This window comes from Gaiella sp., from assembly GCF_039915195.1.
GTDB lineage: Bacteria > Actinomycetota > Thermoleophilia > Gaiellales > Gaiellaceae > Gaiella.
This window is the reverse complement of record NZ_JBDSNT010000077.1, coordinates 21,837-36,343: the sequence shown is the minus strand read 5'-3', so window position 1 is coordinate 36,343 and position 14,507 is coordinate 21,837. Positions and strand designations below refer to the sequence as shown.

Sequence of the window (14,507 nt, the reverse complement as noted above, 5' to 3'; positions counted from 1 at the left end):
GCAGATCCGCGTGCCCGACACCGAGCGCGACGAAGGCGCGCTTGCCGCTGACCGCCAGCGAGAACTGGCCCGGCCCGCCGAGCGAGTAGGTCCCGATCCACGACCCAGTCGCAGTGCGCGTTCCACCAGCCTCGCCCCCGAGGGCCGCGAGAGCGACGAGCACCCCGACACCGACCAGCAACCGCTTCATCCGACCCTCCTGGTAAATAGTGCGTAGACGCAGTAAATACTACACCAGACGCTCGAATGAATGCGCACGATCGGACAGGTATGGCGAACAGACAGCTCTTCCTCAAGGCCGGAACGACATCACAGCTCGTCGGACGCATCGTCGGTGCGAAGCTGGAGCCGATCGGCATCCCGGCCTATCTGCTCGCGGTACTGACCCACATTCGCGACCTGGAACCCGTAAGCCCCTCACGGGTATCGGCTGCATCCGGGATGCCTCCGACGACGTTGCGGGACAACATCCAGCGGCTCGTCGATCGAGGGCTCGTACGACGTGTGCGGAACCCGGACGACGGCCGCTCGTACCTCCTCGTGCCCACTCCACGCGGGATCGAAGTGACGAGGGCGGCAGGCGATGCGCTGCACGCTGCCTATCTCGAACTCGAGCGACAACTCCCGCGGCCACTACACGAGGTCGAAGCAGTTCTCGACGTGCTCAACGAGGCGATGAGTGCCGTCGCCGGTCAGGACGATCAGGCGAAAGGGTGAGGGCTCCCGTCGCCGGAATCAGTCACGCTCGAGTACGGCAACCACGGCGGCGATATTCGCCCGCCAGATGGGCTCGGGTGTCTGCGGCAGGATGTCATCCCAGGTCGCCGCGAAGCTCCCGATCGCGCGGGAGAACAGCTCCTCGAGGGTCTCCGGCATGGAGCCCCGATGCTACCGTGGCTCGAAGGAGCCCGACCTACTCGAGCAAGGAGACTGCGTGTTCGCTCGCCTCGTCAAGCCGCTGCGCAACGTGTTCGTCGTGCTCTCTTCGTTCTTCCTTCTCGCTGTCGGCTGAACGGTTGCCCGCGCCCCCGGGAGGGGCGCTAACGATGCAGTGCTCGCGGGCTCTGCCTGCCGTCGCCGCCGGCCCGGGCTGCCCCGGTCGGATCGGCTCCGCAACTGAGCTGAGCTCGGGAGCCCGACCGACGAAGAGGTTTAGAAGCGGAGCAATCCGGGCATGCCAGACTCGTCCAGACATCCCGCAGGAGGTACCCCACCAATGAGCGACGAGCGCAGCGACGACCAACCGGCCATCGATCCAGATGCCGACGTTGAGTTCACCGAGGTCACAGAGACGACAGAGGTCGTCACGGAATCGACCGGCGTCCCTGTCGACCGACCTCCGGTCGATCCGCTCGCCCCTCTTCCCCTCGCCGTCGACGCCGACGTTGTCATGCCTGCCGTCGTCTCCGAGACCGAGCAGGTGCAGGTCCTCGCCGATGGCACCGTCGAGCGAACGCTCGACCGGGTGGAGCAGCCTGCGACCGAACGACGTCGCGCGAATCTTGGTCCCGCACTCCTCGTGATCCTGCTCCTCGCTCTGGCTGCGATCGCCGCCGCCTGGTACTTCTCCCGCGACACCCAGAACGACGTCCCAGCCGTGGTCGGCCTCTCACTCGACCAGGCCGTGCAGAAGCTCCAGGACGAGGGATTCAAGTCCGACATCTCGAGTCAGCCCAACCCGGAGGATCAGGGGATCGTGTTCGAGCAGCGCCCGTCTTCGGGCTCGAGTGCCGACGAAGGCAGCACCGTGCTCGTGCTCGTCTCGAAGGGCCCCGAAACGGTGGCTATCCCGAACGCGGTCGGTGTGACCGAGGCAGAGGCCCGCGATCGTCTTGCCGAGGCGGGATTCACCGTCACGGTGGTCAAGGTCTTCTCCGATGAGGCCGAGGGCAACGTCGTCGCGCAGAGCCCGTCCGCAGGGGGGCAGGCAGCGAAGGGCAGTGCCGCGCGGATCAACGTTTCGAAGGGGACAGCGCTCGTCAGCGTCCCCGATTTGACAGGCCAGCAGCGCTCGGCCGCGGAGTCGGAACTCGCGCAACTCGGATTGAAAGCGAACATCGTCGACGTGCCCTCGGACGAACCGGACGGCACGGTCGTGGCCCAGAACCCGACAAGCGGCCAGATCCGCCGGGGTGAGGCCGTGAGGCTCAACGTGTCAACCGGACCGTAGCCCCACGCGATCCGGGTGATGCTCGAGCGAACAGCCAGGTGACTACCCGAACGTGATGACGCTCCGGATGCCGTCCTGGTTGTGCATCAACTCGAAGCCGTGATTCACCTCGTCGAGGGTGATCCGGTGGGAAAGCAATGACTCGACGTCGATCTCGCCGGCGAGCCAACGGTCGACGAGTAGCGGCACCTGCGTGCGACCCTTCACGCCTCCGAACGACGAGCCGGTGACGCGTCTGCCGGTGATCAGGAAGCGCGGCACGACCTCGAGCACCTCCCCTTTGCCCGCAACGCCGCACATCGTCGCGAGCCCCCACGCCTCCCGCGCCGCCTCGACCGCCTCGCGCATCACCGAGACGAGACCGGTCGCCTCGAACGTGTAGTCGGCGCCGAAGCCGCCCGTCTCCGACTTGATCCAGTCGACCGTGTCGGTGGCGGCGACCCGGGTCTCGGTGGCCCCGTGGTGCCGCGCTTGCGCGAGTCGATCCTCGGAGAGATCGACGGCGACGATCCGCTCCGCTCCCGCGAGTCGGCAGCCGATCACGGCGCCGAGACCAACGAGCCCAGCACCGAAGACGACGCAGGTGGAGCCGCGCGCGACCTGCGCCGTGTACAGCGCGGCCCCGATCCCGGTGGAGAGGCCGCAGGCGAACGGAGCGCAACCGTCGAGCGGCGCCTCGCGACTGACCCTGGCAAGCGCGATCTCCGGCATCACGGTGTACTCGGCGAAGGTCGACGTACCCATGAAATGGCGCAGCGGTTCGCCGCCGCGCGAGAGGCGCACCGTGCCGTCGGGCAGGTACCCGAGGCCCTGTTGGTCGCGGATCGCAATGCACCGATTAGTGCGGCCACTGAGGCAGTGGACGCACGTCCCGCACTCCGGAGCGAAGAGCGTGATCACGTGGTCACCGGGCGCAACGAGCGTCACGTCGCCGCCGACGCGCTCGACGACGCCGGCCCCCTCGTGGCCGAGCACGCAGGGCGCATACCCCGTCGGGTCGGCGCCGGATGCCGTGTAGAGATCCGTGTGACAGACGCCGCAGGCGGCGAGCCGCACGAGAACCTCGCCCGCTCGTGGATCGGCGAGATCGACCTCCTGAACGACGAGCGGGCTACCGAATTCCTCGAGAACTGCTGCGCGAATCCTCATGGCAGGAGCATAGTGATGCCCCTCGGTGAGTTGCTCGGCGGAACCCGGCGCGGGCCGGTCAGTCGAGGATCGCGGCGATCGCCGTGTAGCCATTCGCGCGGGCGTGCTCGAGGGCGGTAACGCCCGCGTTGTCCGCGATCGACCGGTCGGCGCCAGCCTCGATGAGTAGACGCACGATCTCCTGGTGCTCGGGCCCACCGCTCCCGAGCACGACCGCCTCGAGCAGGGCAGTCCAGCCGAGATCGTTGACGTGATCGACGTCCACGTCGGTCTTCTCGAGAAGCGCCCGCACCATCGAGACGTGCCCGCGCTCGGCGGCCGGGATCAGGGCGGTACCGCCGAAACGGTTCGTAAGCGTCACATCTGGCTCACCCGGGAGAACCTCCTCGAGCACGGACACATCGCCTGTCTCGCCGAGCGCGAGGAACGCGTTCGACCGTGTGCCATCGAGGATGTCGACGTCGGCACCTGCGCCGACGAGGAGCCTTACGGTCGCGGCGCTTCCGGCGTACGCCGCCGCCGTGACCGCGGTGCGGCCGCCATCGTCTCTCTCATCGACGTCCGCGCCCCGAGCGAGAAGGGCCGAGACGGCCGCAGCGTTACCGCGGGCGGCGGCCTCGACGAGCTTTCCGGCAGGGACCTGCTCGGACTCGTCGGCGCACGCGACAACAACCAACAGGAGGAGAAGAGCGATGCCAACGGGTGCGCGCGCGATCAGGGGACTAGCCGTTCGTAAAGACCGAGCGTCCTCCGGGCAGCGACATCCCAGCCGAAGTGCTCAATGGCACGGACACGACCCGCGAGGCCGAGCGCGGTTGCACGCGCTCGGTCGGCGAGTAACTCGTTGATCCGGGCCGCAAGGTCGGCCGCCATACGGGCCGGGTCAACGGGCGTCCCAGTACCGCCCTCCTCCGCCTCGTACGAGACGAGCAACCCCGTGACACCGTCCTCGACGACCTCGGGGATGCCGCCAACCGCGGTCGCGACGACCGCGGTCTCGCAGGCCATCGCCTCGAGGTTGACGATCCCCATCGGCTCGTAGATCGAGGGACAGGCGAAGACCGTCGCATGGGTGAGCAGCTGGATCACGTCGGGCTTTGGCAGCATCTGCTCGATCCAGACGACGCCGCTGCGCGCGGAGCGCACGCCCTCCAGCCTCATTGCGATCTCTGCCGCGATCTCCGGTGTGTCGGGCGCCCCGGCACAGAGGACGAGCTGCGCCTCCGGATCGATCGCGGCCGCAGCGTCGAGCAGGTGGATCAGCCCCTTCTGCCGGGTGATCCTGCCGACGAAGAGGACTGTCGGACGAGCCGGGTCGATCCCGTGGCGCTCGAGGACGTCTGTCGCACCGTCGGGCCGGTACTCGTTCGAGTCGATGCCGTTGTAGATCACGCTCGTGCGTGCGGGGTCGATCGCGGGATAGCAGGCAAGGATCTCCTCGAGGTGTGCGGTGGAAACGGCGATGATCGCATCGGCCGACTCGAGCGCCGTTCGCTCGGCGAAGCTCGAGAGCTCGTACCCGCCGCCGAGTTGCTCGCGCTTCCAGGGGCGCATCGGCTCGAGGCTGTGCACCGTTGCGACGTGGGGAACACCGTGGACGAGCTTCGCGAGGTGACCGCCGAGGTTCGCGTACCAGGTGTGGCTGTGCACGAGGTCTGCGCCGGCGACACCCGCGGCCATGCTCAGGTCGATCGAGAACGCCTGCAGGGCAGCGGCCGAGGGATCCGTCCCCGCGAGCGCATCCCAGGGGCGATAGGCGGCAACCGCAGGGCCACCGGGAACGGCCGACCGCTCCGCGCCCCAGCAATGCACCGTCACGTCGGCAACGCGAGCGAGCTCGCGCGCCAGGTACTCCACATGCACACCGGCGCCCCCGTAAACCTCCGGCGGGTACTCGCGCGTGAGAAGCGCGACCCTCATGCCTCGACGACGGCGCCCTTTTTGACGACGGCGATCCCGTTAGCCGACATCGCGAAACGCCCCCTGTCCTCCTCCGGGTCGACGCCGATCCTTGCGCCCGGTGCGATCCGCGCGTTCTTGTCCACGATCGCGTTCCTGACGATCGCCCCGCGACCGACATCGACGTCGTGCATCAGCACCGAGCCTTCGACGAGCGCGTGCGAGTGGACGTGCACGCCCGGCGACAGGATCGATCGGCGCACCGTGCCGCCGGAGACGACAACGCCGGCGCAGACCATCGAGTTCATCGCGGAGCCTGTTCGGCCAGCCTCCTCGAACACGAACTTGGCGGGCGGCAGCTGCTCCGGCCACGTGAGGATCGGCCAGTCCTCGTTGTACAGGTTGAACATCGGATCGACCGAGATCAGATCCATGTGCGCGTCGTAGTAGGCGTCGAGCGTCCCGACGTCGCGCCAGTACGCAAGGTCGCGATCGCTTGCACCGACGATCTTGCTGTTCGCGAAGTCCCATACGCACGCCTCGCCGCGCGCGACGAGTTCGGGGATGATGTTGCCTCCGAGATCGTGGGCCGACGTCTCGTCGGCAGCATCGCGCGTGACCGCGTCGATCAGGACGTCAGCCGAGAAGACGTAATTTCCCATCGACGCCAGCACCTCCCCTGGCGACTCCGCCATTCCCACAGGGCTCTTCGGCTTCTCACGGAAGGCGCGGATCGTGCGCGAGTCGGCGTCGGTCTCGATCACGCCGAACTCGCCGGCACTTTCGATCGGGATACGGATGCCTGCGACCGTGAGGCCGGCGCCGAGCGCGATGTGCTGCTCGATCATCTGACGGGGATCCATCCGGTAGATGTGGTCCGCCCCGAAGACACAGATGACCTCCGGGCGCTCGTCGTAGATGAGGTTGAGGTTCTGGTAGATCGCGTCAGCGGAGCCTGCGAACCATCGCGGCCCGCGACGCATCTGGGCCGGAACCGGTGTGACGTAGTTCCCGAGAAGCGGCGACAGACGCCACGTCGTCGTGATGTGGCGGTCGAGGCTGTGGCTCTTGTACTGGGTCAGCACGCCGATCCTGAGCTGGCCCGCGTTGACGAGATTGGAGAGCGCGAAGTCGATCAACCGGTAGTTGCCGCCGAAGGGCACAGCCGGCTTCGCACGATCCGCCGTCAGCGGCGCGAGGCGCTTCCCCTCACCTCCCGCCAGAACGATTGCGAAGACCCGCGAGTTGCGCATTCCCGCAGCGTATAGTGGTTCGGAGGAGTCCTTTGTCGGGACCTGTCAGGCCTACTCCCCGCTCGAGGCGATCCGTCCGAGCCCGAGCCAGAGCGCCCGGGTCGACTCGACATGGCGCACCATGGCGAAGCGTGCAGCATCGGGCCGATGCTTCGCAATCGCCCGAATCAGGGTGCGGTGCTCCCGGTCGGCGAGCTCGCGCGCTCCGGCAGGCACAGGGACAAGATGCGAGATCCTGAACACCTCACTCCTGATCCGGCCGATCTCGCTCACCAACCGTGGCGAGCCCGAGGCGTCCGCGATGACGAGATGGAGCATCGTGTCGCGCTCGCTCCACTGCGGGAACGCGTCACGTCGCTCGTGCCAGCGCATGGAGAACTCGGCGTACTTCAGGAACGTCGAGAGGAACATCGTCCAGTCGAACCGGCGCAGTGCAGGGCCGCGACGTTCACGTCAGGCGAACGCGGCGGGCTTCAGGCGATCGCGTCGTACACGCGGCGCTGGAAGTCCGCGATCAGCTGTTCGCTCTCGCGCATGATCCGGCCCTGCGGCACGGTGCCGGAGTCGAGTCCCGCCTGCACCGTGACGACGAGGTCGACGTCCTCCTGGCCGACCTGCTTGTCGAACGCGAGCACCTCGTCGACGATCTCGCGCGGGACATCCCGGCCGAACCAGTAGTCCGTCACCTCGACCGTCTTGCCGGTGCCGTCGGGGATCCAGCGCTCGATCGAGATGTTCTGCGGCCCCGGGACGATGTTGATCGTCGTCGCAGGCCAGAGGTAGTGGTACTGGGAGTTCGCGATCTCGCCGGTGGGGACGTACGGCGCTCCGTTCGTGCCGTTCAGTGCCGCTGCCCGCACGGGGCCGATCTGGCTCGAGAACGTCGGTGAGACCGACAGCGCGTACGCATCGGGATCGACGTTGATCACCTTGCTGAAGCCCGGGTGCGCGGCAGGGCAGTGGTAGCACTCGAGGTAGTTCTCGAGGGCGACCTTCCAGTTCGCCTCGATCGGCCACTCACCATGGGAGTGGAACTCGAGCTGCTCGAAATCGAGGCCGCTGCCGGCGACGATGTTCGGGAGCTCTCCGAGCGTCTCCTGGAGCGGCGCGGCGTCGGGATCAGGGTTGACGAAGAGGAACGGGCCCCACGTGTCGACCGACGCCGGCAACAGGCTGAAGTTGTCCGGATCGAAGTCCTTCTCGCGCTCGGAGCGCGGGACTTTCTTGAGCGAGCCGTCGAGGTTGTACGTCCACGCGTGGTACGGGCACTGGAGCGTCTCGCGACAGCCGTGCTCCCGCGCAATCACATAGGCGCGGTGCCGACAGACGTTGACGAAGGCGCGGAGGACGCCGTCCCGGGCACGGGTGATCACGATCGGGATATGCCCGATCTGCGTCGAGGCGAACGAGCCCGGCTCCGAGACGTGCTCGGCCGGTCCAGCGTATTGCCACGAGCGGGAAAAGATCAGCTCGCGCTCACGCTCGGCGACGGACGCGTTGGAATACCACGTGGCAGGCAACGTCCAGCCGTCCTCGAGGGGGTGCTCGAGAGGCGGAGGCGCGTGCGTGGAGGAGTCGGCTGATATCGTCATGTTGACTGTCCGGTCAGTCAGGATACAGGCACCGCGCGTTTCGGTCAAGATACGGGAGCGATGACTGTGGCACCACCTATCCATGCCGCGAATGAGAGAACGACCGGAATCCTCGAGGCGGCATGCCGCGTGATCGTGCGCGAAGGGTCACACGGATTGCGGATGGCCGGTGTCGCACAGGAGGCGGGCGTCTCGAAGGCGCTCGTCCACTACTACTTCTCGACGCGACAGGAGCTCATGCATAGCGCGTTCGCTTTCTCGGTGAAGCGCTGGCACGCGGCGGTCGAGGCCGCGCTCGTCGGTGTCGGGACGGGGCGCGAGAAAGTCGAGCGGATTCTGCTCGCGGGCATCGAGCCGGACCTCCCCTTCAGCGAACAGAAGGTGCTGTGGAACGAAGTGTGGAGCAGCCTTCGTTCCGACGACACGCTCCGTCCTCTGGTCGAATCCTCCTATCGCGCGTCGATCGACCGTATCGTCGAGCTGGTCGACAAGGGTCGCGCCGACGGATCCATTCCCGATGCCGTCGATGCCACCGCTGCGGCGTGGCGCCTCGAAGCCATCGGCGACGGGCTCGACTCACTGCTCTACCTCGGGCTTCTCGATCCCGAGCGCGTCGGCGAGCTGCTGATCAGTGCGATCGAGCGCGAGCTCGACGGGCCACGCAGCGACTGACGTTTCATCGCCTGCAACCGGCGAGAACGCCGATCGCCCCGATCTCCCGGATCCCGAACGCTCCGCCCGCGGCTCCATCGACGAGCAGACGCCGGCTGATGCGGCTTCGTCTTTCGTGGTGGACCCGGAGGTGAATCGAGGCCGGTCCCGACCTGGAAGTCAAGCCCGGTACGATCGGGGCCGTGCACGAGAAGCAGATCGAGATCCGCTGGCGAGACGTCGACGCCTACCGGCACGTCAACAATGCGGTCTACGCGACGTATCTCGAGGAGTGCCGCGACGAGTTCATCGACCACGTCCTCGAGGACGTTGGTGATCCGTGGGACTACGTGCTTGCGCGCGTCGCGATCGACTACCGACGGGAGCTGACGCAGACCGATGATCTGGTCGTCGTCACGTGCGTCGTCGAGCGGATCGGCAACTCGAGCATCACGTTGCGCGAGGTGATCCGGACGCTCGATGGCGAGCTCGCGGCCGAGGCCGAGGCCGTCATCGTCGCGCGCGACCAGGCCACCGGACGTTCGCGCCCGCTGACCGAGGCGGAGCGAGAGGCGTTCGGAGTCGATCGCTGATAGTGGCGCCGAGGGTCGCCATGGTCGGCGCCGGCTTCGCCGGCCTCGCCGCCGCCGATGCACTCGCTTCGGCCGGAGTCGACGTCGTCGTGCTGGAAGCACGGGATCGTGTCGGCGGCCGGGTCTGGTCGCGTGAGCTCGAGAACGGTGCCGTCGTCGAGATGGGCGCCGAGTTCATCCTGCCCGGCAACAACACGCTCCTCTCGTACGTCGATCGCTTCGGACTCGAACTCTGGGGCAAGGACATGCTGTACGGCGACCGGGACCCGCGCGGCGGGATCGGTGTCGAACCCGGCTCGATGCAACAGGCGATCGCGGAGATCGACGAGGCGCTCCAGGACATCGAGCCCGGCAGATCCGCCGCGGAGCTGCTCGACAGCCTGCCGCTCGACCCCGGCGCGGCCGAGGCTATCCGGTCGCGCCTCGAAGTCTCGTCTGCAGCGACAGCGGAGCGCGTCGAGGCGACCGCCCTCTCGGGTCTGGCTGCGCACTCGGCCGACATCTGCCCGAGCATCGCGGGCGGAAACCAGCGAGTTGCGCTCGCGCTCGCCGCCGAGCTCGGCTCGGCGATCCACCTCTCGAGCCCCGTCGATCGCATCTCCTGGAACGGCGACGCCGTGATCGTCACCGCAGCCGGTTCGGAAACCCCCGTGGACAGGGTGGTGCTCGCCGTCCCTGCCAGCGTTCTGGACGGGATCGAGTTCGACCCGCCGCTGCCGGGCTCGCTTCGCGCCGCGTACGCCGCCGTCGGCTACGGAAACGCGGCCAAGCTCTTCGTTCCCCTTGCGGAACGGCCGCCGCCGAGCGCCGTCCTCTCCGTCCCTGAGCGCTACTGGACTTGGACCGCGACCGGTGCGGACGGGGTGCAACCCGTCGTCAACGCCTTCGCGGGGTCGGCGCCTGCGCTCGCGCGCCTTCAGGTCACCGAGGGGCCGGGCACCTGGCTCGCGTCGCTCGGTCAGCTCCGCCCCGACCTCGCCCTGCTTCCTGACGACGCGGTCTTCAAGAACTGGGACGCCGATCCATGGGTCCGTGCCGCGTACTCGAGCGAGCGGCCATCGACCTCCGCCTGGGCCCCGGCCGGCCCGTTCCATGCCTGTGGCGAGCACACCTGCGACGGGAACGCTGCGCTGATGGACGGAGCGCTCGCGAGCGGACGACGCGTGGCGCAGGAGATCCTCGACGCCGATTAGCGTCCTCGCGGGAGTTTGGTCTACGCTCGCCTCGTGCGTCCTCGCCTCTCGGTCTTCATCGCGACGAGCCTCGACGGGTACATCGCCGCGAGCGACGGCGGCCTCGAGTGGCTGCACAACGCCGCCACCCCGGGGGACGACTACGGCTACGCGGCGTTCATGCAGAACGTCGACGCGCTTGCGATGGGACGCGGGACCTACGACCACATCGCGGCGCTCGATCCGCTGCCGTTCGATGGACGACCCTTGTGCGTCTTCACCCACCGACCGCCCGAGCCGCGCACCGGAGTGACGTTCTGGCAGGCGACGCCCGGTGAAGCCGCGAGCGAGTGGGAGCGACAGGGCCTCGGTCGCGTCTACGTGGACGGCGGACGGCTGATCGGTTCGTTCCTGGAGGCGGATCTGATCGATGACATCACGATCACGGTCGTCCCGATCCTTCTCGGCAGCGGGTTGCCACTCTTCCATCCGAGCTCGACCGTACGTCGGTTCCGGCTCGACGAGTGCGAGTCGTGGCCGGACGGTCTGGTCACGCTCTCGTACTCTCGGGCATGACGATGGCCGACTGGCTATGCTCCCCGGCACCTTTCCTGACCATGCGGTCAAACACCCTGGAGGTTCGTCCGTGATCGTCCCAGAGCTGCCCGCAGATGTCGCCGAGCTGAAGCGCCAGATCGGTGACTTCATCGAGGCGGAGGTCTACCCCATCGAGCTGAAGATTGCCGAGCGAAACGCGATCGACCCCGACGAGGTCAATGCGCTGCGAGCGAAGGCGCGCGTCGCCGGCTTCTCGATGCTCAACATGCCGAAGGAACTCGGCGGCCGCGATCTCTCGATGCTCGCGCAGGTCGCGCTCGAGGAGGAGTCCGGCAAGGCGACGAACGGTCTCGGTTTCACGGTCGTCGACCGTGGGCCCCGCGAGCTCCTCGAGCTGCTCACTCCCGCACAGGTCGAGAAGTATGTGATGCCGATCGTGCGCGGCGAGTACCGCGAGGCGTGGGCGCTCACCGAGCCAGGCGCCGGCTCGGATCTTGCGGCCCTCGCGGCGACGGCCGATCGCGACGGCGATGACTGGGTCATCAACGGCGAGAAGTGGTTCGTCACGAGCGAGGGCGACGCGGGCATCTACCTCGTCGCCGCCGTGCACGAGGGCGAGCAGCTGCTCTTCCTCGTCGAGCCCGGCACTCCCGGCATGGAGATCACGAAGACGCCGCGGTTCCTCCACGACCCGTACCTCGACCACCACCCCGAGATCGTCTTCACGAACTGCCGCGTGCCGGCAGCGAACCAGGTCTCGGGCGGCGACTCCGGTTCACGCGAGTGGATCCTGGTCGAGCGGCTCTTCATCGCAGCCCGCTGCTGTGGCGCAGGGTTGCGGCTCCTCGAAGAGGCGTCGAGCTGGGCGCAGGAGCGCGAGGCGTTCGGCGGGCCGATCATCGAGAATCAGGGCGTCTCGTTCCCGCTCGCGGACTCGTTGACCGAGCTGCACGCGGCGCGCCTGTTGACCTACCACGCGGCACACGCGTTCGACACGCTCGAGGATCGCAAGGTCGTGCACGGCAAGGTCGCGATGGCGAAGCTGTTCGCGTCGGAAATGGCCGGACGCGTCGCCGACCGCGCCGTGCAAATCCACGGCGGCCGCGGCTACATGCACGAGAACGCTGCCGCGCGTTTCTTTCGTGAGGTACGAGTCGATCGGATCTGGGAGGGCACGAGTGAGATCCAGAAGCTGATCATCGCCCGCGGCCTGCAGAAGCGCGGCGCCGCACCGTATCTCGGCTGGGAGTAGCGGCGCCGGGGGTCAGGTCTTGCAATCACGCATTGGCGCTGTGGCAATGCAGGACCTGACCCCCGTGGCTATTCGGGCAGTGCTTCGCCGGAGCCGCCGAGCTCGGCCGGGAAGTCCCTGAGCTTCGGCAGGCCGTCCTTCATCGGCAGCACCGCCGACTCGTAGTTGACGTGCACACCGGGCGCGAACGGGTACGAGGGAATCGTGGCGGCGTAGACGTCGGTCAGGTCCCACAGCGGATGCCGGGTCAGCAGGTGGCCGCCGCACGCCGTGCACCACTGGCGGAAGCTGCGCTCGTTCTGGTTGTACTCGCCAATCAGGTCGGCACCCTCGGTCACCTCGACCGTGGCGGTCGGCCAGAGCGTGAACGCGTTGACCGGGCCGGCCGACCAGCTCCGACATGACGTGCAGTGGCAGTAGCCCTCGCCGACCGCCGCCCCCGTGACGGCGATCTTCACGGAGCCGCAATAGCACTGTCCTTCGTAGGTTGCTGCGCGATCGGGTTCTGGTACGGCGCTCATGGGTCTCCTCCGAGAGGTAGATGAAAGACACATTTCTTATTGGTCATTCGACCAAATAGTGTCATAGTTCGACGACCCTGTCAACGCGAGGGGACCACGCTGGCCTCGGTTGCCCGGTTCTCCAGTCGCTGCTAACGTACAATCATATGGTTGTATATAAAGCGGATCGAGAACGTACGGACCGCCTCTTCCACGCGCTTTCCGACGCGACACGACGGGACATCGTGGCGATCGTTCTGCACGAGGAGCAGAGCGTCTCCGAACTAGCCCGCCGTTACCCGATGAGCTTCGCGGCGATCCAGAAGCACGTGGCAGTGCTGGAGCGGGCAGAGCTCGTGGACAAAGAGCGACGCGGGCGGGAGCAACTCGTCCGCGCCAACGCCGAAACTCTCCGACGAGCACACAACCTTCTCGACGGCATCGAGGTCGTATGGCGCGACCGGATCGGCCGCATCGAGACCATTCTGCCCAAGCCCGACGAAGGAGCGCGACGATGAGCGTGGCGAACGTGCACAAGGACGCCGACACCCTGACGATGGCCATCACGGCCGAGTTCGACGCGCCGGTCGAGGAGGTCTGGAACGTATGGGCCGACCCGCGGAAACTCGAGCGCTGGTGGGGCCCGCCGACGTATCCGGCGACGGTCCTCGACCACGACCTCACGCCCGGGGGACGCGTCACCTACGTCATGACAGGCCCAGAAGGCGACAGGCACCGAGGCTGGTGGCGCGTGCTCGCGGTCGAGGCGCCACACCGTCTGGAGTTCGAGGACGGCTTTGCCGACGGTGCCGGCGACCCTAACCCTGACCTGCCGACGACCGTCGCCCGCGTCTCGCTCTCGACGCCGGAGGACGGCCGTACGACCATGGCGATCGAGACGACGTTCCCAACCCTGGGTGCGATGGAGCAGATTCTGGCGATGGGAATGGAAGAGGGCATCACGCTCGCCATCGGTCAGATCGATGCCCTCCTGGTCTGAGGCAGGCGAGCGACGGTTTGTTGTCGCGCGCTCTCTGGTGGTCACGGCTTCGGTCGCGGATCTTCCAGAAGCTGTCCTTGCGCGCGATGAGCTCGTCTTTGTCGAATGTCCAGATGTCACGAGGAAGCATCGGAACCGAGCGGCCACGGAAGGCGCACAGGCAGGTACTCTCCCGGCCAATCGGCATATGCCTCGTCTGGCTCGCTGGTCTCCTTCGCTACGGAGGCGCCGTACTTCGCGGCGATCTCGCTCACCGGGTAGCGGAGCACCTCGACCTCGGGGCGGGCGCCGATCATGATGACGACGCACGGGCCGACGTCACCGCCGACGATCACGTGGCGCGTTTCGGAGGGGCAGTGGAAGTAGTCCCACTGCCTCAGCGTCCGTGCCTCCTCCTCGACAACCAGCGTGCACTCGCCCGAAAGCACGAGAAAGCCCTCTTGCCCGGTCTCCGCGTGATAGAGCGCATTCGGCTCGCCCGGTGAGAACACACGCACGTTGACGCCGAAGTCCCGGAACCGCGCCTCCCGCGGCTCGAGCGGGTACACCCCACCACCCTTCTCCTCGTTGCGCACCGCGAGCGCATCCGCAAGGTTGAGGACGAACCAGCCGTCCGACGTGACATAGCGACCGTACGGGGTCTCCTCCGAGAGTGCTTCCTCGACGGGCATTTCATCCTCCTCGGTGTTGGACACGGAAGCGTCTCCAGAGCACGCCG

General features: G+C 67.3%; 20 protein-coding genes. 10 read left to right on the top strand and 10 right to left on the bottom strand.

Features of this window, described 5'->3' with window-relative positions:
• Positions 1–190: hypothetical protein (locus tag ABIR74_RS08055; protein WP_348176865.1), on the bottom strand; the 190-nt coding region annotated here is incomplete at its 3' end.
• 80 nt (positions 191–270) lie between these two features.
• Here ABIR74_RS08055 and ABIR74_RS08050 point away from each other — a divergent pair.
• Positions 271–717 (top strand): MarR family winged helix-turn-helix transcriptional regulator, encoded by a 447-nt coding sequence (locus ABIR74_RS08050; RefSeq protein WP_348176863.1) that lies wholly within the window; start codon positions 271–273, stop codon positions 715–717.
• Positions 718–735: 18 nt separating this feature from the next.
• Here the strand turns inward: ABIR74_RS08050 and ABIR74_RS08045 are convergent, their stop codons facing one another.
• The gene (locus ABIR74_RS08045; RefSeq protein ID WP_348176861.1) at positions 736–876 is read right to left on the bottom strand and encodes a hypothetical protein; all 141 of its coding nucleotides are present in this window, start codon (positions 874–876) and stop codon (positions 736–738) included.
• Between ABIR74_RS08045 and ABIR74_RS08040 the strand changes: the two genes are divergently transcribed.
• Together ABIR74_RS08040 and ABIR74_RS08035 are read left to right on the top strand one after the other, a co-directional pair.
• Complete coding sequence (locus ABIR74_RS08040; RefSeq protein WP_348176859.1) at positions 875–1,012, top strand: hypothetical protein; 138 nt, start codon at positions 875–877, stop codon at positions 1,010–1,012. The two genes, ABIR74_RS08045 and ABIR74_RS08040, sit on opposite strands and share 2 nt — an antisense overlap.
• Positions 1,013–1,216: 204 nt before the next feature.
• A complete protein-coding gene (locus tag ABIR74_RS08035) occupies positions 1,217–2,170 on the top strand; it encodes a PASTA domain-containing protein (RefSeq protein WP_348176857.1) in 954 nt (317 codons plus the stop codon).
• Between the two features lie 42 nt (positions 2,171–2,212).
• On the opposite strand, the gene ABIR74_RS08030 is transcribed toward ABIR74_RS08035, so the two are convergent.
• The 6 genes from ABIR74_RS08030 to ABIR74_RS08005 form a co-directional block, all read right to left on the bottom strand.
• Positions 2,213–3,319 (bottom strand): alcohol dehydrogenase catalytic domain-containing protein, encoded by a 1,107-nt coding sequence (locus tag ABIR74_RS08030; protein WP_348176855.1) that lies wholly within the window; start codon positions 3,317–3,319, stop codon positions 2,213–2,215.
• Positions 3,320–3,377: 58 nt separating this feature from the next.
• Positions 3,378–3,995 (bottom strand): ankyrin repeat domain-containing protein, encoded by a 618-nt coding sequence (locus tag ABIR74_RS08025; protein ID WP_348176853.1) that lies wholly within the window; start codon positions 3,993–3,995, stop codon positions 3,378–3,380.
• A 38-nt stretch (positions 3,996–4,033) separates the two neighbouring features.
• A complete protein-coding gene (gene glgA / locus ABIR74_RS08020; RefSeq protein WP_348176851.1) occupies positions 4,034–5,239 on the bottom strand; it encodes a glycogen synthase in 1,206 nt (401 codons plus the stop codon).
• The gene (glgC, locus tag ABIR74_RS08015; protein WP_348176849.1) at positions 5,236–6,471 is read right to left on the bottom strand and encodes a glucose-1-phosphate adenylyltransferase; all 1,236 of its coding nucleotides are present in this window, start codon (positions 6,469–6,471) and stop codon (positions 5,236–5,238) included. The genes glgA and glgC overlap by 4 nt, the downstream gene beginning before the upstream one ends.
• Positions 6,472–6,522: 51 nt before the next feature.
• Positions 6,523–6,882 (bottom strand): FCD domain-containing protein, encoded by a 360-nt coding sequence (locus tag ABIR74_RS08010; protein WP_348176847.1) that lies wholly within the window; start codon positions 6,880–6,882, stop codon positions 6,523–6,525.
• Positions 6,883–6,944: 62 nt separating this feature from the next.
• Positions 6,945–8,063 (bottom strand): aromatic ring-hydroxylating dioxygenase subunit alpha, encoded by a 1,119-nt coding sequence (locus ABIR74_RS08005; protein ID WP_348176845.1) that lies wholly within the window; start codon positions 8,061–8,063, stop codon positions 6,945–6,947.
• A 60-nt stretch (positions 8,064–8,123) separates the two neighbouring features.
• Between ABIR74_RS08005 and ABIR74_RS08000 the strand changes: the two genes are divergently transcribed.
• From ABIR74_RS08000 to ABIR74_RS07980, 5 genes are all read left to right on the top strand, one after another.
• Positions 8,124–8,735, top strand: a complete 612-nt coding sequence (locus ABIR74_RS08000) for a TetR/AcrR family transcriptional regulator (RefSeq protein WP_348176843.1) — start codon at positions 8,124–8,126, stop codon at positions 8,733–8,735.
• A gap of 182 nt (positions 8,736–8,917) precedes the next feature.
• The gene (locus ABIR74_RS07995; RefSeq protein WP_348176841.1) at positions 8,918–9,307 is read left to right on the top strand and encodes a thioesterase family protein; all 390 of its coding nucleotides are present in this window, start codon (positions 8,918–8,920) and stop codon (positions 9,305–9,307) included.
• 20 nt (positions 9,308–9,327) lie between these two features.
• Complete coding sequence (locus tag ABIR74_RS07990; protein WP_348176839.1) at positions 9,328–10,500, top strand: NAD(P)/FAD-dependent oxidoreductase; 1,173 nt, start codon at positions 9,328–9,330, stop codon at positions 10,498–10,500.
• Positions 10,501–10,533: 33 nt separating this feature from the next.
• A complete protein-coding gene (locus ABIR74_RS07985) occupies positions 10,534–11,055 on the top strand; it encodes a dihydrofolate reductase family protein (protein ID WP_348176837.1) in 522 nt (173 codons plus the stop codon).
• A 70-nt stretch (positions 11,056–11,125) separates the two neighbouring features.
• Positions 11,126–12,289, top strand: coding sequence for an acyl-CoA dehydrogenase family protein (locus ABIR74_RS07980; protein WP_348176835.1), 1,164 nt, complete (start codon positions 11,126–11,128; stop codon positions 12,287–12,289).
• 68 nt (positions 12,290–12,357) lie between these two features.
• Here the strand turns inward: ABIR74_RS07980 and ABIR74_RS07975 are convergent, their stop codons facing one another.
• Complete coding sequence (locus ABIR74_RS07975; protein WP_348176833.1) at positions 12,358–12,810, bottom strand: GFA family protein; 453 nt, start codon at positions 12,808–12,810, stop codon at positions 12,358–12,360.
• Between the two features lie 146 nt (positions 12,811–12,956).
• On the opposite strand from ABIR74_RS07975, the gene ABIR74_RS07970 reads away from it, so the two are divergent.
• Both ABIR74_RS07970 and ABIR74_RS07965 read left to right on the top strand, forming a co-directional pair.
• Positions 12,957–13,307 carry a metalloregulator ArsR/SmtB family transcription factor gene (locus tag ABIR74_RS07970; protein ID WP_348176831.1) on the top strand — a complete coding sequence of 117 codons (351 nt, stop codon included), beginning with the start codon at positions 12,957–12,959 and terminating at the stop codon, positions 13,305–13,307.
• Positions 13,304–13,789: an SRPBCC domain-containing protein gene (locus tag ABIR74_RS07965; protein ID WP_348176829.1), complete on the top strand. Its 486-nt coding sequence runs from the start codon at positions 13,304–13,306 to the stop codon at positions 13,787–13,789. The genes ABIR74_RS07970 and ABIR74_RS07965 overlap by 4 nt, the downstream gene beginning before the upstream one ends.
• A 116-nt stretch (positions 13,790–13,905) precedes the next feature.
• Here ABIR74_RS07965 and ABIR74_RS07960 read toward each other — a convergent pair whose 3' ends face one another.
• A complete protein-coding gene (locus ABIR74_RS07960; protein WP_348176827.1) occupies positions 13,906–14,460 on the bottom strand; it encodes a cupin domain-containing protein in 555 nt (184 codons plus the stop codon).
• Positions 14,461–14,507: the final 47 nt, after the last annotated feature.